Raw genomic sequence first — 19187 nt, 5'->3', positions numbered from 1 at the left:
CTCGGCCTTTCTTTTTTTTTCAATATTATATTATACCAGAAAGATGTATTTTTTCACAAAAGTTAGATAAATTCAGGGCTGTCTCAATTCATTTTGAGACAGCCCCCCAATACCTTTAGCCTGCCATCCAGCCGGCCTCAAAGGCCTGCTTATTTAATTCAAGGAACCTGGCCGGAACCTTGTTATCTAAAGCCCTGTCCCATACTTCCCTGGGTATGTTCATTTTTTTGGCCAAAACTCCCATCAGGACCACATTAACCGCCTTTTTGTTGCCGCACTTACCGGCAATGTCCAAAGCATCCAGGTCAATTACGTCTTTTACGTGGGCCTTTAATTTTTCTATAATACCTGCCGGATAAGGCTGCAGGCCGAGTAATACAGGTACCGGTTCGATAACCTGCCTGTTAACAATTAGAGTACCTTCTTCTTTCAGGAAATGCACCCATCTCAAGGCTTCAAGCTGCTCAAAAGCCAAAATTATATCAGCCTGCCCTTCGGAAATTATCGGCGCATAAATCTTTTCACCCATGCGTACCTGGGTAACAACACTACCCCCCCGCTGGGCCATCCCATGTATCTCGGAAACCTTTACGTCATATCCCTGCTGCTGGGCAACATCGGCTAAAATTTTGCTGGCCAGGATAGTTCCCTGCCCCCCTACGCCTACTATTAAAATGTTCATTTCTTTAAGCAATGCCTTCACCCTCTTTCCTGATAGCCCCTACATTACAGGTCTGGGCACATAATCCGCACCCCGTGCAAAGAGCGGCATTAACGGAAACCTTTTCAGGGCCGGCCACCAGGGCTGGGCATCCTAATTTCATACACCTTTTGCAGCCGATACACGCACCGGCATCGACCGTTAAGGGTTTGCCACCGGACTTATCCAGCAAAGCGCACGGCCTTTGCGCAATTATTACAGAAGGTTCCGCAGCTTCTGTTTCCTCAGCCAAAATTTTTTGCAGGTTATCCAAATCAAAGGGATCCACTACCTTGATGCGGCGTATCCCCAAGGCCTGCACCAGTTTGGGAATATCTACTGCAAAGGTCTCCTCCTGCTGCAGGGTCTTTCCTGTTCCGGGATGTTCCTGGTGTCCGGTCATGGCAGTGGTCCGGTTATCCAAAATTATAGTAGCAGTGGTCCCTTTATTGTAAGCAATATCCAGTAATCCCGTGATGCCGGAATGCATAAAGGTAGAATCGCCGATAACAGATACTATTTTACTGCGCATTTCCGGATGGGCCTTTTCCATACCCAAGGCGCTGCCGATGCTGGCGCCCATACATATGCAGGCATCCATGGCTTCCAAAGGAGGCAGTGTGCCAAGGGTGTAGCAGCCAATATCGCCCATAACAGTCAGCTTCATTTTATTCAAAACATAAAATACTCCTCGGTGCGGACAGCCGGGGCACATAACAGGAGGCCTGACAGGAATATTATCCTGCAGCGCCCAGGCCTGCGGCTGAGCCAGGAAGGCTTTTTCCACAAAGTCACGGGTTTCTTCCAGGGAATAAAATTTCTCGGCAATTAATTTCGGACTTAACTCGCCAATATTGGAAAACAGGTCTTTGCCCCTGACCTTTAATCCCATAAGAGCAACCTGGTCCTGCAGAAATGGGTCCAACTCCTCTACAACGAAGAGGTGTTTAACCCTGGCGGCAAAGTCCTTAATCAGCTTTTCGGGCAGGGGATAGGTCATGCCCAATTTTAATACGGATACATTGGGCATAACTTCTCTAACGTACTGGTAAGCTGCCCCGCTGGCAATAATGCCCACTCTGGCATCTCTCATCTGAATTTCATTGAAGGGACAACTTTCCGCATATTCTTTAAGCCGGGCCAGGCGTTCCTCCACTATAACGCGCCTTTGCCGGGCATGGGCGGGAATCATGACAAATTTTCCGCTGTCTTTTACATATTCTTTAACGGTAATTTCACCGGGTTCTTTAAGTTCCACCAGGCTTTGGGAATGCGCTATGCGGGTAGTCGTTCTCAGCATGACGGGTGTATCGTATACTTCGCTAACCTTTAAGGCTTCCCCCATCATTTCCTTGCATTCCCCGCTGTCACTGGGCTCAAACATGGGAATTTTGGCAAACCTGGCATAATTACGGTTGTCCTGTTCATTTTGTGAACTGTGCATCCCGGGGTCATCGGCGGAAATTAATACCAATCCCCCGTTTACACCGGTATAAGAAAAAGTAAAAAGCGGGTCGGCCGCCACGTTTACGCCCACATGCTTCATTGTAACAATAACCCTGGCCCCGCCAATAGAAGCTCCGGCGCCGACTTCCATGGCTACTTTTTCATTTGGCGACCACTGGGCTTTGATACCTTCATATTTTGCTATATTTTCCAATATCTCCGTGCTGGGTGTGCCGGGGTATCCCACAGCGACTTTGACTCCGTATTCGTATGCCCCTCGGGCAATTGCTTCGTTCCCTGTCAGTAATGCCCTCATCTTTTCACCTCATGAGAAATTTTTGCCTATTCTTAATCTTTCGAGCGCAGGTCAATAATCCGTTTGGCCTTACCCATAGTCCTTTCAATTGACCGGGATTCCACCAGTTTTACCCTGGCGCTGATGCCCAAAGTTCTGTTCAGCTTGCTCCGTAAAGAACTCTCCAATTCTTCCAGTTCCTTAAATTTGCCGGTAAAGTAATTTTCCGATACTTCCACCAGTACTTCCAAATCGTCCATATAACCTTTCCTGGTTACGATTAACTGATAGTGAGGGGCTACCCCTTCCGTCTCCAATAATACCGTCTCGATTTGTGACGGGTACACATTTACGCCCCGGATAATCAGCATGTCATCGGTCCGGCCCGTCAACTTTTTCATGCGGATAGTTGTCCGGCCGCATTTGCACGGTTCGTTAATAAGCATGGAAATGTCCCTGGTCCGGTACCTGATTATGGGAAAAGCCTCTCTTGTCAGTGAAGTAAAGACCAGTTCCCCCTCTTCACCATATCCCAATACTTCACCTGTTTCAGGGTTAATTATTTCGGGGTAAAAATGGTCTTCGTTGATATGCATTCCTTCACCGCACTCACACTCGCCGGCTACCCCGGGCCCACCAATTTCCGTCAGCCCATAGTTGTCAGTAACCCGTATATGCCAGCGGCGTTCCAGTTCCTTGCGCATGCTTTCCGTACAAGGTTCCGACCCAAATAACCCTACCCGCAGCTTTAACCTCGATGTATCCACACCCATATCTTCAGCAACTTCCGCCATATAAAGCGCATAAGAAGGGGTGGCCACCAAAGCGGTAGTCCCGAAATCCTGCATCATGGTAATTTGCCGTTCTGTGTTCCCCGTAGAGGCAGGAATTATAGTTGCTCCGATTTTTTCCAGACCATAGTGTAATCCAAAACCGCCGGTAAACAAACCGTAACCGAAACAAATCTGGGCAATATCTTCGTCAGTTACGCCGGCCATGGTCGCAATCCGCGCCACCAGGTTAGCCCAGGTACGGATATCACGTTTTGTATATCCCACTACTTTCTGCTTGCCGGTGGTTCCGGATGACGCATGGAGCCGCACAACATCCTTCATGGGAACGGCAAACATCCCAAAAGGGTAGTTTTCGGCCAGGGCCTCTTTGCCGGTAAAAGGCAATTTATGAACATCTTCCAAACGTTTGATATCTTGCGGATGAACCCCGTGTTCATCGAAAAGCGCCTTGTAATAAGGCACTTTTTCATAAGCATAATTAACTGTTGCCTGCAGGCGATCCAACTGGATAGCCTGCAAATCTTCCCTGCTCATGCATTCGTAATGCGGGTCCCAAATCATTAGTTAACCAACTCCTCAGTCCCTTTCGCAAAAGTTAAATCATATTCTTCAACGGCTTTGGTACCAAATACTTTAAGGAGATGGGGTTCCGGAAATTTTTCGCTTACCAGGCTGATAGCAGGTACCACAACAAGCGGTATCAACATAGCCGCCGACCCAATCATAGGGCTAAATTTATTCAGCATTTGCGGGTCGAATTTAAAATAAGCGGAAACACCCAAGGAAACAGCGAACCCCGTCAAGGCGCCGGCCCAGGCTCCGGCCTTGGTAACGCCTTTCCAAAACAGGCCGTACAGATAAGGCGCCAGGAAAGCCCCTGCTACTGTCCCCCATGACAAAGCCATCAGAGTTAGGATTATCTGGGGCTTCATAATGGCTATACCGAGTGAAACGGCTACAAAGACCACACACAACACTCTCATTAATAAGACGGCAGTTCTTTTTGAGATATTGGGAGCGAGCCTGCCCTGTACCAGATCGATGGAGATAGCCGAACTGGAAACCAGAACAAGGGACGCAAGTGTAGACATAGACGCTGACAATACCAGAAGCAGAATGATTGTGACAGCTATTTCCGGCAAGGCATATGTTAAAATTGTGGGTATAACCATATCAAAGTATTTGGGGTCCAACGCCGGGTTAACACCTTTTTCCATTAAAACAGAATTGAATAACCGGGAAACAGCGCCGGTAAAGTACGCTCCGAAAGCAATAATGATGGCAAAGAAAGTAGAGACCCAGGTAGCTGCATTAATTGATTTTTCATCCTTAATGGCGTAAAATTTCTGTACCATCTGAGGAAGTCCCCAAGTGCCAAGGCTGGTCAAAATCACCAGTGAAGCGAGGGGTATTATACCAGGAGGCCCAACGGGTCCGGCCAGTTTCGGGTCTATTGCGGCCAGCCGGGAAACAGCCTCCGCAAAACCGCCTACTTCCGGCGCTCCCGTTATATAATAAAGCAGCATCCCAACACCGAAAATCATTATAATGCCCTGTACCAAATCAGTAAGGGCTACGGCAAAGTATCCGCCCATGGTAAGATAAACGGCTGTGAGCAAGGCTATGGCAATCAAAGCATAATTATAAGGAATATGGAAAACCGTTTCAAAAAGGTAGCTTAACCCCATGTAAACAGAAGCTGTATACGGTACGAGAAAAATAAAAATCAGCAAAGCGGCAAATATTTTAAAATTAGGACTGTCATAGCGTTTTTCCAGAAATTCGGGCATCGTCATAGTATTAAGGCGCAGCGTCATGTCTCTGGTTCTTTTGGCCAATAAACGCCATGCCAGATAGCAGCCTATAATGCTGTTGCCAACAGTCACCCATAATGCCGAAAGCCCAAAGCCCCACCCTACTTTACCAGCATAACCGATGAACAGTACAGCAGAAAAATAGGTTGTTCCGTACGCAAAAGCAGAAAGCCACGGTCCTACCCCCCGACCTCCCAAAAAAAAGTCATTGACAGTTCGGGTCTTTTTCATACTGATAAAACCGCAGCCGAGTAACACCAATACGTAGGCAAGAACTAACGCCAACTTCATATTCTACCATCCTCCCATTCTTCTTTTTTTCATACCTCTATCGGTGTCAGAAGTTTAGACATTATTTATTCAACATTTATGTGAATATTCCTGCAAATTTGGCAAATTTGTTTTAGAAGTTTTTGCCATGTTTATGTAATGTTCTTTAAAAACTTGCCTATTCTTTCGATAGCTTCCGATAGGTTTTCCACGGAAGCAGCATAAGAACACCGGATATGCCCTTCGCCGTTGGCGCCGAACACATCCCCCGGAACCACCGCAACTTTTGCTTCCTTCAACAGCCGCTCGGCAAATTCCGCAGAAGTCAGGCCCGTTTTCTTGATAGAAGGAAAAGCATAAAAAGCCCCTTTCGGTTCAAAACAATCCAGGCCGATTTCCGCAAAACCTTTCAAAACCAGTCGGCGCCGCCGGTCGTAATGCTCAACCATCCTGCGCATCTCTTCTTCACCGTTAGTCAGCGCTTCGAGAGCCGCCATTTGGGCCATGACAGGCGCACAAAGCATGGCATACTGGTGTATTTTGGTCATGGCCGCAATTATTTCATGATGCCCAGCCGCATAACCAATCCGCCACCCGGTCATGGCATAAGCCTTGGAGAAACCGTTTAACAGAATTGTCCGGTCCCGCATGCCGGACAGGGAAGAAAAACAGGTATGGCAACCTTCATAGGTAAGCTTGTCGTAGATCTCATCCGATATAACTATTAAGTCGTGTTTTTCTACAACCTTGGCGATTTCGACCAGTTCTTCCCTGGTGATAGTAGCTCCAGTTGGATTGTTGGGGTAACTGAGGATTAAAACTTTTGTTTTGGGTGTAATCGCATTTTCTATTTGTGCGGCGGTAACCCGAAATTCATTTTCCAGGGTAGTGGGAATGGCTACGGGAACGCCGCCCGCCAGAACGGTCGATGGTGAATAGGATACAAAACAAGGCTCGGGTATGAGTGCTTCGTCGCCGGAGTCCAATACGGCTCTAAGCGCCAGGTCCATAGCTTCACTGACCCCTACCGTGACCAGCACTTCGTTCTTTGGTTCATATTTTACTTTATAGTTTTTGTAAATATCCTGGGCAATAGCCTCCCGCAATTGCGGCAAGCCATAATTGGATGTATACATGGTATAGCCCTTTTCCAATGAATAAATACAGGCTTCCCTGATATGCCAGGGAGTAACAAAATCGGGTTCACCAACTCCCAGTGATATAACCCCGCTCATTTCGGAAACTAAATCGAAAAACCGTCTTATACCAGACGGTGGAATGCTTTTAACCCTGGGTGATAACTTTTGGTTCCAGTTCAAGGTGAAACCACCAACCTTCTGTCTGCTTCCTTGTCCTCAAAAATGACACCCTGTTGCTTGTAAGTTTTCAGCACAAAATGAGTAGCAGTACTTTGGACGTGGTCCAAAGTGGCCAGCTTTGTAGCAACAAAGAGGGCCACCTCTTTCATGGTTTTTCCCTCAATTAAGACTGCCAGGTCAAAGCCGCCGGACATCAAGTAGACGGTTTTTACTTCCGGAAACCGGTAGATACGTTCGGCCACTGTATCAAAGCCTACGCCCCTTTCCGGGGTAACGCGCACCTCGATAAAGGCAGTAACCTTATCATCTGTTACCTTCTCCCAGTTAATGATGGTATGATATTTGACAATTATTTTTTCGTCTTCCAGTTCCTTAATAAGTTTTTCAACCTGTGCCGTTTCAATATTTAACATGGCCGCTATCTGGGCCGGTTGAAGCCGGCTGTTTCCTTGCAATATTTCCAGTATTTGCTTTTTTGTTTCTTCCATAAACCTAACCCCCCAGTAGCAAATAAAATCTAAAATAATTATTTTATCAAAAGCAAAAACCCTCATCCCCAAGGGACGAGAGTTTCACTCACGCGGTACCACCCTAGTTGGCTTGCCCAGCCCACTCTTTGTCCCAGATAACGGTTGGGAATCCGACTGTCTTTACTCCGTTTTTCAAAACAGCAACTCCAGGGTGGCATTCCATATTGCAGCTTTACCGGCTTCCAGCTACCCCGGCTCTCTGGAAAAGCCCGCAATATCTACTATCCCCATCATTGTTTTGTCATTTATAAATTTCTTTGTATTATATCATGCCGTATTTTTTTGTGTCAATAATAACATTATGCCAGAAAAAACTTTGTGGTGCCAGCAAAATAATACAAATTTTATTTACATTTATTTTCTGGTGCGTAAAAGCTCAAAAACAATCCAAATCCCCAGCACGGTAGAAAATATAAATCCGATTGTCCCCAATGCCGGATAACCCAAAAAAAGGGGCCCTTTGCCCGTATGCATAATCAGAGCCGATCCCACAATAAGGGAAGCAATGATCAAGCTGTAGGATATCCGGGAAGAGGATTCATCCAACATTTCATATAACCAGTTCAGGTTGCGATGGTAAAAAGTTATTCTTGTATCACCCCTGGCCAGCGACTGCACTGCCTGGGCCAGGTTCCTGGGCAGGGCAAATAACCCACGGATGGCCTCCGATAACTGACGGTAAAATTGCCCTGTATTAAAATCAGGCTGCAGAGCATCTCTTAAATGGGAAAGAGCCAGAGGCTGCAGGATTTCTGTTAGGTCCAGGTGCGGAGCCAGTTTCCGGGCCATACTTTCCGTAATCATAACAACTTTACCCAAAATAAACATGTTGTCAGGCATTTTTATACCATGTTGCAGGGATATTTTTAACATGCCGTAAATCAATTGACCAAGTTCCATGCCACCGGTAGTAACACCGTTGGCCCGTTCAACAAGTTCAGCCACGTCTTCATAAAAATGCTGGTCATTAATGCGCCTGGTTACATTTCCCGTATCTTTGATGATTTCCATGACGGCATATATGTCCCGGTCATCCAATGCCAGAATAAGCTGGGATATCTGGTTTCTGAGCTTGGCATCAAGGCGGCCCGTTATACCAAAGTCAAGCATAATAACCTTACCGCTAGCATCAAACATGGCATTTCCCGGGTGCGGGTCTCCGTGAAATATCCCTTTGGTCAATAGCGGTTCAAATACGGCCCCGATCAGGTTCCTCGCCGCCCGTTCCCTGGTCCCGATGTTCTTTGTTACCTTCAGGAATTCTTCAACACGCATTCCCTGAAGAAATTCCATGGTAATGACCCGTTCGCTGGTATATTCCCAGAAAACTTTCGGTACAGACACTTCTTCATCATCGGCAAACTGCCTGAAAAAGCAATCGGTGTTAAGTCCTTCAATGTTATAATCAATCTCTTTAGTTATCTGCCTTTCAAAAACATCGATTATTTCTTCAACATCACATACCTTTCCGACAATTGTCTTCTCCTGGAGCACCGGAGCAATGTTTTTCATAATGGCAATATCTCCGGAGATCAACTGCGGTAATTGAGGGCGCTGTACCTTCACAGCAACGGTTTCGCCCGAATGCAAAACCGCCTTATGCACCTGGCCAATAGAAGCTGTAGCCAAAGGCGTGCAAGAAAACTCCCTAAACAATCGGTGCGGAGAATCTCCTAATTCAGCTTTTATTTGCTGTTCTATTTCCGTATAGTCAACCTCTTCAACTTTATCCTGCAGATTTTCAAATTCCTTCACGTATTCTTCCGGTATCAGGTCCGGTCTCATGCTTAGCAGTTGTCCCAGTTTGACAAAGGTAGGTCCCAAGTCCTCAAAAAGCAGCCTCACCCTTTTGGGCAGGGGATTTTTTATGTTTTTGGGGATACCGTCTTGCTTCGCTTTTGTTTCAAAATTGTCAATCAGATATCCAAATCCATGTCTTATCAATATGCCTGCTATTTCCTGATACCTTGCAAAACTCTTGATTTTACGCACCAAATGAACCCCCAACCATCTGTCATATCGTTTCAATGTTTGCGGGGTTTATTATTTCACTGCATACCCGGCATCCTTTATCGCATCCTTCAGGCGCTGCTCATTGGTTATCCGGGGGTCAAACTCTATATCTACAGTTTTTGCTTCCAGATTCAAGCTGGCGTTTTTTACCCCCTCCAACGTTTGTAATGCCATTTCCACTGCTTTTTTGCAATGCTGACAGGCCACACCCTCAACGGTAAATATCGTTGAAGTCATTACCACACCCCCTTTCGAAGTTAGTTTAACCTTATTCACGGCAAACATTCAGGGGAGGAATTGAACTATACTTAAGATGAAACAGCCATTACTCCGTAACTGTGGCCGGAAACCTTTTACCACATTAATAAAAAAAAGCGGCTTTTTACCGCTTACATTACTACTTATCCCGTTTTTACCGAGGATTTTCAATATGGCAGGAAGATAACGGTGGTTGTCCCAACACCGGGTTCGCTGTCTATTTCTATTTGCCCACCGTGGCTTTCTATAATTTGTTGTGAAACGGCAAGGCCCAGACCGGTTCCCTGCTCTTTGGTTGTAAAAAAGGGTTCAAATATTCTGCTCTGAGTTTCTTTGTCCATACCACAGCCGGTATCATTAAACTGAATTTTTATCTTCTTTTCTGTTTCCAAAGGCTCGGCGTGAATTGTCAAGCGCCCGCCTTGCGGCATGGCATCAAAGGAGTTTTGAATAATATTAATGAGAACCTGTTTTATCTGCTCCTTATCAATGTTAACGGAAGGAAGGTGGCAAAAGTTTTCTTCTATAATTACGTTCTTCAAAAAGGCCTCGCTCTCCATAAGTACCCTAATTTCTTCAAACAAGGCCGTTATCGAACAGGAGCTTCTCTTTGGTACAGCCGGTTTAGCCAGCTTCAAGAACTCGTTAACAATATTGTTCACCCGGTCTATTTCGGCAATTATAATATCAATATATTCTGCTTTCGGATTACCGGACAATTCCTGCTGCAGTAATTGTATAAAACCCCTGACAGAAGTAAGAGGATTTTTAATCTCATGTACAGCCCCGGCAGCCAATTGACCGGCTACGGCCAGTTTTTCCGAACGCGCCATATCGGCATCGGATGCTTTAAGAAAGTCACACGGAATAATGGTTGCCAAAACCCCTGCCTGTAGGCCATTTTCACCTGGAACACTATTTACTGCCACTTTTCCGTAAATGGTCCCTCCTTGGGCCGACCGTAAGCTAATTTCCATATTTTTAATTCCGCTTTCCTTTTGTAAACAGTCCTCTGCCATATCCCTTAGGGTATGCCAGAATGGACTGGCCTTAATAGTTGCCAATTCTGCTAAGGTATAGCCCTCTATCTCTGTATTTTCCAAATCCATCATTTTCTTAAAAGCTTTATTGGCAGTAATAATTTTACCATTTAACCCTATGTATACAACACCTATATCCAGTTGGTTGAAAACAAGTTCTCCACTGGAGGGTCCATATCTGCCCTTAAGATTTGCCAGGGTCCCTTTTTCAGCGGGCGGAGAAACTTCTTTTCCTGATTCCTGTCCATGGCGCCTTTCATAAAAAGCCGCAAGCTCTTTTGTACAAATGTAACTTAACTTAGGCAGATCCAGCGGCAGGAATAAAACGGCCTTGGCCCCTTTCGAGAAGACATATTTAATTAACTGTTCATCTTCATTTTTCACTACTGTAATAACAGGTATATAGGGAGCAATTTCTCTGATTTGGCTAAACAGAAAAGTTATTTTTGGGGAACCATTGAGGTGCATTAATATTAAACCGGGTGCTTCTGATATAATTTGTTCGGGATCCGGTAATTGGGTTAAATACATTACATCGATTTTGTCACCCATCAACCGCCATTTGGCAAGTTTTAATTTCCCGAAAACATCGATGATAACTACACGCTTCAAAGCAGGCACACCCTTCATAACTCCATATAAGCAGTGCGATTCCGGAGACTGAAACAGAAACATCCCCTCCCAAGGCATCATAAATACCATATGTTGGAATTAAGGCAAATTGCATTGTGAAAAAATATACAATGGAGTATTCGTCATGCTGGAAACTTTTCCTGCATAAATATACGAAATTTTCTAAAATTATTTTCCCCAACAACCGCCATTATTCGATTCACTATGCTTGACGCGGTCTGGTATAATAAAAGAAAATCCGAAAAAGGCCGGTGCTGATTTTGAAAATTAAGAAACTACTATTCCTAACTTTATCCTTAATGACTTTACTCTTCTTATTTCTCTCTGGCTGCACCGTCGGACCACGGTTGCCGGAACCCAGGTTTAACCAGGGTTCCAAGGTCTATGATACCAACGGTAAGCTGATTACCACTCTTTTTAAGGAAAAAAGAACTACCGTCAAACTGAAGGAAGTCTCTCCGATTACCCGCCAAGCTATTATAGCCGTTGAGGACAGCCGGTTTTATCAACATCACGGCATTAGCTTTACCGGTATTGCCAGGGCTGCCTGGAAAAACCTCCGGGCCGGCGAAGTTATAGAAGGCGGCAGCACAATAACCCAGCAAACAGCTAAAAATCTCTTTCTGGGTAATGAACGCACATTTAGTCGCAAATTCCTGGAGTTTTGGTATGCAATTCAGTTGGAAAGAAAGTATTCGAAAGATGAAATTCTGGAAATGTATCTCAACCAGATCTATTTCGGTGAAGGCGCTTACGGAATCGAAGAAGCGGCGCAAACCTATTTCGGCAAACCGGCCAGTCAACTGGACCTTGCCGAAAGCGCCATGCTGGCGGGATTGCCGAAAGCTCCCAGCAAATATTCTCCCTTTGTTAACTGGCAAGCAGCCAAAAACAGGCAGAAAATCGTTTTAGGCAGGATGGTTGAAACGAAGGTTATCAATCAAACACAGGCTGACGAAGCCTACAGAGAAGAACTGCACTTAAACAGCAACCGGAAACCAGCCAGCCGGGCGCCTTACTTTATCAATGAAATTGTTAAATATGTTACTGACAAATACGAAGACGGCGCCAAACTGTTGTATACCGGGGGACTGAAGATTGAAACCACGCTGGACCTTGAAGCGCAAAAAGCTGCAGAAACTGCTTTTTTAAAGCGCTTGCAAGGTCGGGATCCGGACCTTGAAGGAGGTCTGGTTGCTTTAGACCCTAAAACCGGGTATGTCCTGGCTATGGTAGGCGGCAAAGACTATGCAACTTCTAAATTCAACCGGGCTCTGCAGGCTTTGCGGCAGCCGGGCTCGGCCTTCAAGCCTTTTGTTTACACAGCCGCTTTGGAACAGGGTTACACGGCCGCAACCACCCTTACCTGCGAACCGGTGGAATTCCGTACAAACAGCGGGATATATAAACCGACAGATTTTGGTTCTCAGCAGTACCACTACAGACCCTTTACTTTAAAAGAGGCTGTTACCGTCTCCGATAATGTAATCGCAGTCAAACTGGCCGGCCAGGTAGGCCCTCAAAATGCGGTAAATGTGGCCAAAAAAATGGGCATTAACAGTTCTTTACGGCCTTATATCTCCATCGCCCTGGGCACTTCCGAAGTAAACCCGCTGGAAATGGCTGCGGCTTATGCGGCCTTTGCCAACGGCGGCTTTAGAATCAAACCGGTTTTCATTAAAAAAATTACTGATAGCCAGGGCCGGGTATTGGAAAAGAACCTGCCTTCCAGGACCCGTGTTCTCGATGAAAAGATTGCTTATATAATGACCGATATGCTAAAAAGTGTTGTCCAGCCCGGCGGAACAGCCAGTATCGTCAGTTCCATCCTGCCCCGGCCGGCAGCCGGAAAAACAGGTACCACCCAAAACTACGCCGATGCCTGGTTTGTCGGATACACGCCGGAATTAGTAGCGGCTGTCTATATTGGTTACGATAACAACCGTAAATCCGTCGGCAGTACAGGGGGCCGCCTCGCTGCTCCCATATGGGCCGAGTTTGCCGCAAGGGCCCTGAAGGACAGACCGGTCCAAGACTTTCCAAAACCTCCCGGTGTTGTGGAAAAAACAATTTGCGCAGATACAGGGCTCCTGGCCACCCCTTACTCGGAAAAAACAATTAAAGCATTTTTTATCCAGGGCACGGAACCCACTCAATATTGCCCAATTCACGGAGGGTTGACAGAAAACCTGCCTTTTGGCGGCAAACAACAGGAAGAAAAAAATGTAGAAGACTTTTTCCAAATGCCCAGACGCTTCCCCAGAGGCAGAAAGTTCCTGGAATGGTTCTTTAATCAGGCTTTTTGATCAACCTCCATTACATGGTCATAGGACCGTCTTTGGTTTCTATTACTTTCAATACTTTTTCTTCCGTACCGTCCATGGCATTTATATAAACTATAAAAGTGTCGCCGTTAAGTTTTCCTTTGAATTCGTAAACCAGCTTCTCGCCAAGAGTATCTGTCGGTATAACCGCCAGCCTCGCTTCCCGGATTTTTAAATTGGGGTTTACCGCCCTTCGAGCTTCCGCCTGACTAATTTTAGGTTGCGGCAGGTTGCGCTTATGATGAGACATTAGAAATCCCAGCGTATCCAACCCAAGTATATCGCCATTATCCAGAGCCACTTTAACTTTTATCAGGTCCGGGTAAATTAACACGCCTTTCTGCCGGTACGCGTAAGAAATTACTGCATTGTTTCCTTGCACTAATGAATAAGTAGGCACCATGTCGATTAAACCTCTGCTTTTCAAATAACCATCCGCTTTATTTTCCGCCTGTCGGAGTGAAAAAGTCTTACCTCCGGTGTCCCGATTAACCATCAACATAACCACATGGCCGCCTTTTTTGCTGACATCTACTACGGCATTTGGGCCTGTCCCGGCAGCCGGGTCAAAATAAACCCGGTAGGCAGGAATTTTTCCTGTTACGCTTCTGACACGGACAGGCCTAAATAGCGGTTTATTCCCTTTGGCCAGGTACTGTGCAGCGATGTTCTTGGCTTCCGTCGCTGAAACAACCGCTCCCGTCAGTCCCTTTGGCGCTTTTTGTTCTATGTGGTCTGAAAAGGGACCATCATAAATTAAAGTGGGGAATTTTTGCATCTGCCCATCTATTTTCTCAAAACCGGCACTAATGCCGGTCAGACCGGCTTTCTTCAACTTGGGCGCCTGGTTTTCAACTTCACCCCAGGTCAGCAGCCCTTCTACCGCCTTAGCTCTTATTCGCTGGAGTTCAACGGCCAGGTAACCCGCTTCCCTGTGCAGTTGAGCCAGCTTTCTTTCTTCACTGGCGGTAATTTGCTGTTTATCCGGGTCTTTTTTAGCCAGAGCATAGGCAAAATCGCCAACCTGGTTCAAAAATTTCGCTGTCCTAGCAACCTGGAAATGCGCTAGGGGCAAGGTGCCCAGGTTGTTTTGGGCTCCGTTGGCTTGCATCCAGAGGTTGGAAAACAATAGGCTTCTTTGGTGCGGCGATCCGCTGGCTATGCTTTTGGCCAGGAGGACTTCCATGTTTTCCACCTGACTGACCATTTCAAAAAAGGCTTTTTGATTACGGTTGTTAAGATAGGTCAGCAGCCTTTGTTTATATTGGTGTTGTGTATATCCCCAATAACCCGTTCCAACCACCAAAAGGCCTGCTGTCAAAACCGTTAATAACCATGTCCGACGTGAAATTTCCCTCAATTTATATCCTCCTTCCCCTTACCGGGCAAAGACGTGGTCGCCGATTCTTTGAATAATTTTTCTGGACCAAATCCATTTATTCACCGGTTTGCCAGGATTCCAGAAGTAAAGGGCGCCATAAACGGGGTCCCATCCATTCATGGCATCTTGCGCTGCCCTTAAAGATTCTTTGCTGGGCGGCTTGTTGATAGTTCCGTTAGAAACCGATTCAAAGGCCCCTGGTTGATATATTACGCCAGCCAGCGTATTGGGAAACGAAGGGCTTTCCACCCGATTTAATATTACAGCGCCCACAGCCACTTTACCTTCATAAGGCTCCGCTCCGGCTTCGGCGTTGATAACTCTGGCCAACAAGGTTATTTCGTCACGGTTGGATACCCCACGCGACGGAGTATAGTTGCTGCCTCTGGAAAAAGCAGAAATACCCAACGCCCGCCAGGTGGCCGGCCCTACTACCCCATCAGGAGTAAGACCGTGTTTTCTCTGGAAATTCTTTACGGCCCTGGACGTCGCTGCACCAAAAACGCCATCTACCGGGCCTTTAAAATAACCCCAATCCTTCAAACGAGTCTGCAGCTTAATTACATCTGAGCCTTTGCTCCCCCAGTACAAAGTTGCCGGCTGGGCAAATAAATGGACACAAAAAAGCGTGCCACTGAAAAGGGTTGCAAGCACTATTGACAATATCAACACCTTTTTGTTTTTCATCGCGACCGTCCCTTCATTACCTGGATTTCAACGATTTTACTGTTTTTTACCGTGTTTTTATTTTGTTACCGAAGACAGGTTTTATACTTTCAACGATTGATTTTTGGCCAATTCTTCTATTTTGTTAACCATCCAAGCTGTATGAAGGTCTTCATCAAGCAGGTTGTTCCAAAGGGTCTCGAAAATATCTTCCCGGCCCGCCTTAAGGATTAAATCTTTATAATCCTCCATGGCCTTTTTCTCCAGAGCTATATTGAACTTTAGCTGGTTCTCCAGGCCTGTTATGGTGACAATTCTCCCTGATATTTTGCCAAAAATTTCTCCAACAACTTCACCTATTACCGTGGGCGTTCCCCCCAAACGTTCTATGAGGCGTGCTATATTTTCAACATGGGTTTGCTCAATATCTGAAAACTTCCGCAATGCCCTTGACAGATATTCGTCATTCACCAAATTACTTTGTGTCTTATAAATGTCTACCTGGTGTACTTCCAAGGAATAAAACCAGTTTAACTTTGCTATCACTTCTTGATTATTCAAAGTAACTTTAACCTCTCTTTTTGTGCTTATTGTTTCCTGAAATAACGTCCAGTTATGTATGAATCAGGAAACTTCTCACACCTAAATGTGGGTTATTACACACCCAAAAGTGATTTATATCATATCTGCTACGAACGGATAACTGTAAAATGAAATCATAACGAAACGAAATTCGTGCCCGGGTACAAATTTTGAAAAAAACACATTAAGGAGGACGATAGGAATGATTAGTAAGCTTTTTAAAAAACCTGAAAATGAGGCCCCCAACGAGGAAAGAAAGATGTTCTGCTACCAGTGTGAACAGACTCCCCCGACCGGCTGCACCAAAGTGGGTGTATGTGGTAAAAACGAAGACCTGGCCAGCCTGCAGGATACCATTATCTTCGGCCTGAAAGGCCTTGCTGCTTACGCGCACCATGCCAGGGAGTTGGGCTATACTGACCCGGAAATCGATGCTATCACCCACGAAGCTTTATTTACTACTCTTACCAACGTAAACTTCAATGTTAATGAAACTATTAATACAGCGCTGAAAGTAGGTAAAGCAACGGTAAAGGCCATGGAATTGCTGGACAAAGCCCATACCGAAAAATTTGGCATTCCACAGCCCGTGAAAGTGACTTCCGATAAAATTGAAGGCAAAGCCATCTTAGTTACCGGCCACGACCTCTTCGCGCTGGAAGAATTGCTGAAACAAAGTGAAGGCAAGGGAGTAAATGTATACACCCACTCCGAAATGCTGCCGGCTCACGGTTATCCTGAACTGAAAAAATATCCGCACCTCAAAGGTAATATCGGCAAAGCATGGTACGACCAGAGAAAGCTCTTTGAAGAATTCCCTGGCGCCATTCTCGGCACTACCAACTGTGTAATGCCTATCCGGGGCTCCTATGCAGACCGTTTCTTCAGTTACGGTGTTGCCGGTTTGGAAGGCGTGCAAAGAATTGAAAACAACGACTTTACTCCGCTTATCGAAAAAGCTTTATCATTACCGGCAGCAAATGTCAACTCTGACAAATTCATGATTACCGGGTTCCACCATGAAACAGTACTGGCGCTGGCGCCACAAATTATCGCGGCTGTGAAAGCAGGCAAAATCAGAAGGTTTTTTGTTATCGCCGGATGCGATTCTCCTACTCCGGGAAGGGATTATTTCAGGGAATTAGCTTTGGCGCTGCCAAAAGACTGCATTCTGATTACCACTTCCTGCGGTAAATTCCGCTTTAACGACATAGACTTTGGTACCATTGAGGGAACAGAAATTCCACGTTTTATCGACTTCGGTCAATGCAACAACTCCATCTCAGCAGTAAAAGTAGCTCTGGCCCTGGCCGATGCCTTTAACTGTACCGTAAACGACCTACCGTTAACCATCGTACTGTCCTGGTTCGAGCAAAAGGCTGTGGCTATTCTACTTGGCCTATTTAGCCTGGGAGTGAAAAATATGTACATCGGACCAAAATTGCCGAGATTCCTTACCCCCGGCGTGGTAAAAGTTCTGCAGGATACCTTTAACGTACAGCTCATTGATACCGTAGAAAAAGATTTACCAAAAATGCTGGGAAAATAAAAAAAGGATTGGCGTCCAAAACACTCAACTTGAGTTGAGTGCCGGACTTCCCGGCGGCCTTCGCCATCTTCAAACAAAGTTTTATGTAGCAAAAAACCGTTGCTCCGAAATTGCAGGTGTAGCCGCTGTGCGGTGAATCAATAAGTTGGAGCAACGGTTGTTTCACTGTTACAGGGCGGTATGCTGACCATCGGGCATTGCCTGTTCAAAATGGCCTCCACAAAACTCAGATCGCCCTTTTCCTCGGAGTAAGCCTTACCAAACTTCTCGCAGGCAGCCATAGTATATTGCCTGTATTTTTCCAGGTCGTAACAGCCATTATCAATAAGTGTGAAGTGGGTATAGTTTTTGTACATTCTTTTGGTGACTTTCCACCCTTTTTCCTCACCGTAGATATTGATATATTTTTTACTGGAGCCCAAAGGATCCTCACCGGAATCTATCCAGGCTTTGTTGAGGTAGAAAGTGCCTGGTTTTTCCCTTTGCAGTTGCTTGTATCTGTCCATAGAACCCAGGATAACCGGAATGCAATCTGCTACGTCAGGATATATCAAGGTAAGGGTCCGCGATTTCAGACCGTTTAAGGCTCCTCCACAGTTCCCAAACATTAGTAATACGGTACTTCCCGGTTTTAGCTTTTTTTCAGCTTCTTCAATTTTTTTCATCAGCTCCAGTTTAAGTTGGTCAGGCGTATTATGCAACGAATGCCGAACCCATAAAACTTCCACATCTATGGAATCCTTAAAATAATCCAGCTCGCCCCTGAATGCTTCACAGGCAATTACTAGAGCTATGTTTTTGTCCATATTTTCACACTCCGCTTTATTGGAATATGGCTTGCTAACAGTTTCCGGCAGCAGACCGGAAATGGCTCTCGGTCACTTTCTCACCGGGCTGAACGTAAATAACACCGGGAACCCTGCACCCTTTTACAACAGACTCCAACAACCTTGTATCTCCATCTATCTCATCGACCTGCCACCCAAAAAAATCTGCAATTTCTTTTACTTTACGGCGGTAATAGTCGACATTCTTCATACCAGGAGTCTTTATCAGTATCGCCTTTGAATAACGCCCGTATAAGCTTTCTATCAAATGCCGGGCTTGCTTTTCACCGTATTTTTTTTCGTACTCCAGGTATTCCGCATAAGGCGTACGGCCATAATCAAGCCACCCTTGACTAAAATAGTAAGCGTCCACGTTTTCTTTCGCTATTCTTTCATGTTTCTCGTTGGAGCCAATTAAAAGGCCTATACAGTCATGGGTCGCCGGTAAAAGCACTGGCACCCTGGGAGAAACCAGGCCTACTACCGCATTTGAACACCGGCTGTAAGTCAAAATTATGAGGTCGTAATCCTGGCTCCTGTCTATAATCTCCTGCAGTTTGTTATGCAATTTTTTGGGGTTGGCATGATATGAGTAATCAAGAAATTCGCAGTCGATATTGTCAGTGGCGCCAAGCCACTCCACTTCATTTTTTGAAGAAGCGCAGCCGATAAGCTTAATTTTCATTTTTCTACTCCTTCGCTAAATTCAATGATAAAATTAATTTTATTATAGCAAAAAACCCAGA

General features: G+C 45.6%; 16 protein-coding genes and 1 other annotated feature. Of the genes, 2 read left to right on the top strand and 14 right to left on the bottom strand.

What is annotated here, in order from left to right:
- Positions 1-115: 115 nt before the first annotated feature.
- The 9 genes from Tfer_RS07685 to Tfer_RS07645 form a co-directional block, all read right to left on the bottom strand.
- On the bottom strand, positions 116-694 hold the full coding sequence (locus Tfer_RS07685) for an indolepyruvate oxidoreductase subunit beta (protein WP_052217791.1): 579 nt from the start codon (positions 692-694) through the stop codon (positions 116-118).
- A complete protein-coding gene (iorA, locus tag Tfer_RS07680) occupies positions 687-2462 on the bottom strand; it encodes an indolepyruvate ferredoxin oxidoreductase subunit alpha (protein ID WP_052217789.1) in 1776 nt (591 codons plus the stop codon). Before iorA ends, Tfer_RS07685 begins: the two co-directional genes overlap by 8 nt.
- Positions 2463-2494: 32 nt before the next feature.
- Positions 2495-3796 (bottom strand): phenylacetate--CoA ligase family protein, encoded by a 1302-nt coding sequence (locus tag Tfer_RS07675; RefSeq protein WP_052217787.1) that lies wholly within the window; start codon positions 3794-3796, stop codon positions 2495-2497.
- Positions 3796-5340, bottom strand: coding sequence for a sodium/proline symporter (locus Tfer_RS07670; protein WP_052217785.1), 1545 nt, complete (start codon positions 5338-5340; stop codon positions 3796-3798). Before Tfer_RS07670 ends, Tfer_RS07675 begins: the two co-directional genes overlap by 1 nt.
- 131 nt (positions 5341-5471) lie before the next feature.
- The gene (locus Tfer_RS07665; protein WP_013121752.1) at positions 5472-6638 is read right to left on the bottom strand and encodes an aminotransferase class I/II-fold pyridoxal phosphate-dependent enzyme; all 1167 of its coding nucleotides are present in this window, start codon (positions 6636-6638) and stop codon (positions 5472-5474) included.
- On the bottom strand, positions 6635-7126 hold the full coding sequence (locus tag Tfer_RS07660) for an Lrp/AsnC family transcriptional regulator (RefSeq protein WP_052217832.1): 492 nt from the start codon (positions 7124-7126) through the stop codon (positions 6635-6637). Before Tfer_RS07660 ends, Tfer_RS07665 begins: the two co-directional genes overlap by 4 nt.
- Before the next feature lie 68 nt (positions 7127-7194).
- Positions 7195-7411, bottom strand: a binding site (T-box leader).
- 111 nt (positions 7412-7522) lie between these two features.
- On the bottom strand, positions 7523-9160 hold the full coding sequence (locus tag Tfer_RS07655) for an ABC1 kinase family protein (protein ID WP_052217784.1): 1638 nt from the start codon (positions 9158-9160) through the stop codon (positions 7523-7525).
- A gap of 51 nt (positions 9161-9211) precedes the next feature.
- Positions 9212-9418: a heavy-metal-associated domain-containing protein gene (locus Tfer_RS07650; RefSeq protein ID WP_013121755.1), complete on the bottom strand. Its 207-nt coding sequence runs from the start codon at positions 9416-9418 to the stop codon at positions 9212-9214.
- A 188-nt stretch (positions 9419-9606) separates the two neighbouring features.
- Positions 9607-11091 (bottom strand): two-component system sensor histidine kinase NtrB, encoded by a 1485-nt coding sequence (locus Tfer_RS07645; protein ID WP_160315539.1) that lies wholly within the window; start codon positions 11089-11091, stop codon positions 9607-9609.
- A gap of 281 nt (positions 11092-11372) precedes the next feature.
- On the opposite strand from Tfer_RS07645, the gene Tfer_RS07640 reads away from it, so the two are divergent.
- Positions 11373-13418 carry a transglycosylase domain-containing protein gene (locus Tfer_RS07640; RefSeq protein WP_083436845.1) on the top strand — a complete coding sequence of 682 codons (2046 nt, stop codon included), beginning with the start codon at positions 11373-11375 and terminating at the stop codon, positions 13416-13418.
- Between the two features lie 10 nt (positions 13419-13428).
- On the opposite strand, the gene ypeB is transcribed toward Tfer_RS07640, so the two are convergent.
- From ypeB to Tfer_RS07625, 3 genes are all read right to left on the bottom strand, one after another.
- Positions 13429-14796 carry a germination protein YpeB gene (gene ypeB / locus Tfer_RS07635; RefSeq protein WP_052217779.1) on the bottom strand — a complete coding sequence of 456 codons (1368 nt, stop codon included), beginning with the start codon at positions 14794-14796 and terminating at the stop codon, positions 13429-13431.
- An 18-nt stretch (positions 14797-14814) separates the two neighbouring features.
- On the bottom strand, positions 14815-15504 hold the full coding sequence (gene sleB / locus Tfer_RS07630; RefSeq protein WP_013121759.1) for a spore cortex-lytic enzyme: 690 nt from the start codon (positions 15502-15504) through the stop codon (positions 14815-14817).
- An 81-nt stretch (positions 15505-15585) separates the two neighbouring features.
- Positions 15586-16044: a demethoxyubiquinone hydroxylase family protein gene (locus Tfer_RS07625; protein WP_052217777.1), complete on the bottom strand. Its 459-nt coding sequence runs from the start codon at positions 16042-16044 to the stop codon at positions 15586-15588.
- A 280-nt stretch (positions 16045-16324) separates the two neighbouring features.
- On the opposite strand from Tfer_RS07625, the gene hcp reads away from it, so the two are divergent.
- Positions 16325-17614: a hydroxylamine reductase gene (hcp, locus tag Tfer_RS07620; protein WP_052217828.1), complete on the top strand. Its 1290-nt coding sequence runs from the start codon at positions 16325-16327 to the stop codon at positions 17612-17614.
- Positions 17615-17751: 137 nt separating this feature from the next.
- On the opposite strand, the gene Tfer_RS07615 is transcribed toward hcp, so the two are convergent.
- Together Tfer_RS07615 and Tfer_RS07610 are read right to left on the bottom strand one after the other, a co-directional pair.
- Positions 17752-18420, bottom strand: coding sequence for a DUF1638 domain-containing protein (locus Tfer_RS07615; RefSeq protein ID WP_052217775.1), 669 nt, complete (start codon positions 18418-18420; stop codon positions 17752-17754).
- Positions 18421-18454: 34 nt separating this feature from the next.
- Entirely contained in the window at positions 18455-19126 is a 672-nt protein-coding gene (locus tag Tfer_RS07610) for a DUF1638 domain-containing protein (RefSeq protein ID WP_052217773.1), read from the bottom strand.
- Positions 19127-19187: the final 61 nt, after the last annotated feature.

Origin of the sequence: Thermincola ferriacetica (assembly GCF_001263415.1) — a bacterium.
Classification (GTDB): Bacteria; Bacillota; Thermincolia; order Thermincolales; family Thermincolaceae; genus Thermincola; species Thermincola ferriacetica.
The sequence above is the reverse complement of the archived record's forward strand: the minus strand, read 5'-3'. Positions and strand labels throughout refer to the sequence as shown.

Excerpts from the sequence above, each read along its gene's own strand:
- iorA (WP_052217789.1), bottom strand. The coding sequence starts at position 2,462 with ATGAGGGCATTACTGACAGGGAACGAAGCAATTGCCCGAGGGGCATAC.
- Tfer_RS07675 (WP_052217787.1), bottom strand. The coding sequence starts at position 3,796 with ATGATTTGGGACCCGCATTACGAATGCATGAGCAGGGAAGATTTGCAG.
- Tfer_RS07670 (WP_052217785.1), bottom strand. The coding sequence starts at position 5,340 with ATGAAGTTGGCGTTAGTTCTTGCCTACGTATTGGTGTTACTCGGCTGC.
- Tfer_RS07660 (WP_052217832.1), bottom strand. The coding sequence starts at position 7,126 with ATGGAAGAAACAAAAAAGCAAATACTGGAAATATTGCAAGGAAACAGC.
- Tfer_RS07650 (WP_013121755.1), bottom strand. The coding sequence starts at position 9,418 with ATGACTTCAACGATATTTACCGTTGAGGGTGTGGCCTGTCAGCATTGC.
- sleB (WP_013121759.1), bottom strand. The coding sequence starts at position 15,504 with ATGAAAAACAAAAAGGTGTTGATATTGTCAATAGTGCTTGCAACCCTT.
- hcp (WP_052217828.1), top strand. The coding sequence starts at position 16,325 with ATGTTCTGCTACCAGTGTGAACAGACTCCCCCGACCGGCTGCACCAAA.
- Tfer_RS07615 (WP_052217775.1), bottom strand. The coding sequence starts at position 18,420 with ATGGACAAAAACATAGCTCTAGTAATTGCCTGTGAAGCATTCAGGGGC.
- Tfer_RS07610 (WP_052217773.1), bottom strand. The coding sequence starts at position 19,126 with ATGAAAATTAAGCTTATCGGCTGCGCTTCTTCAAAAAATGAAGTGGAG.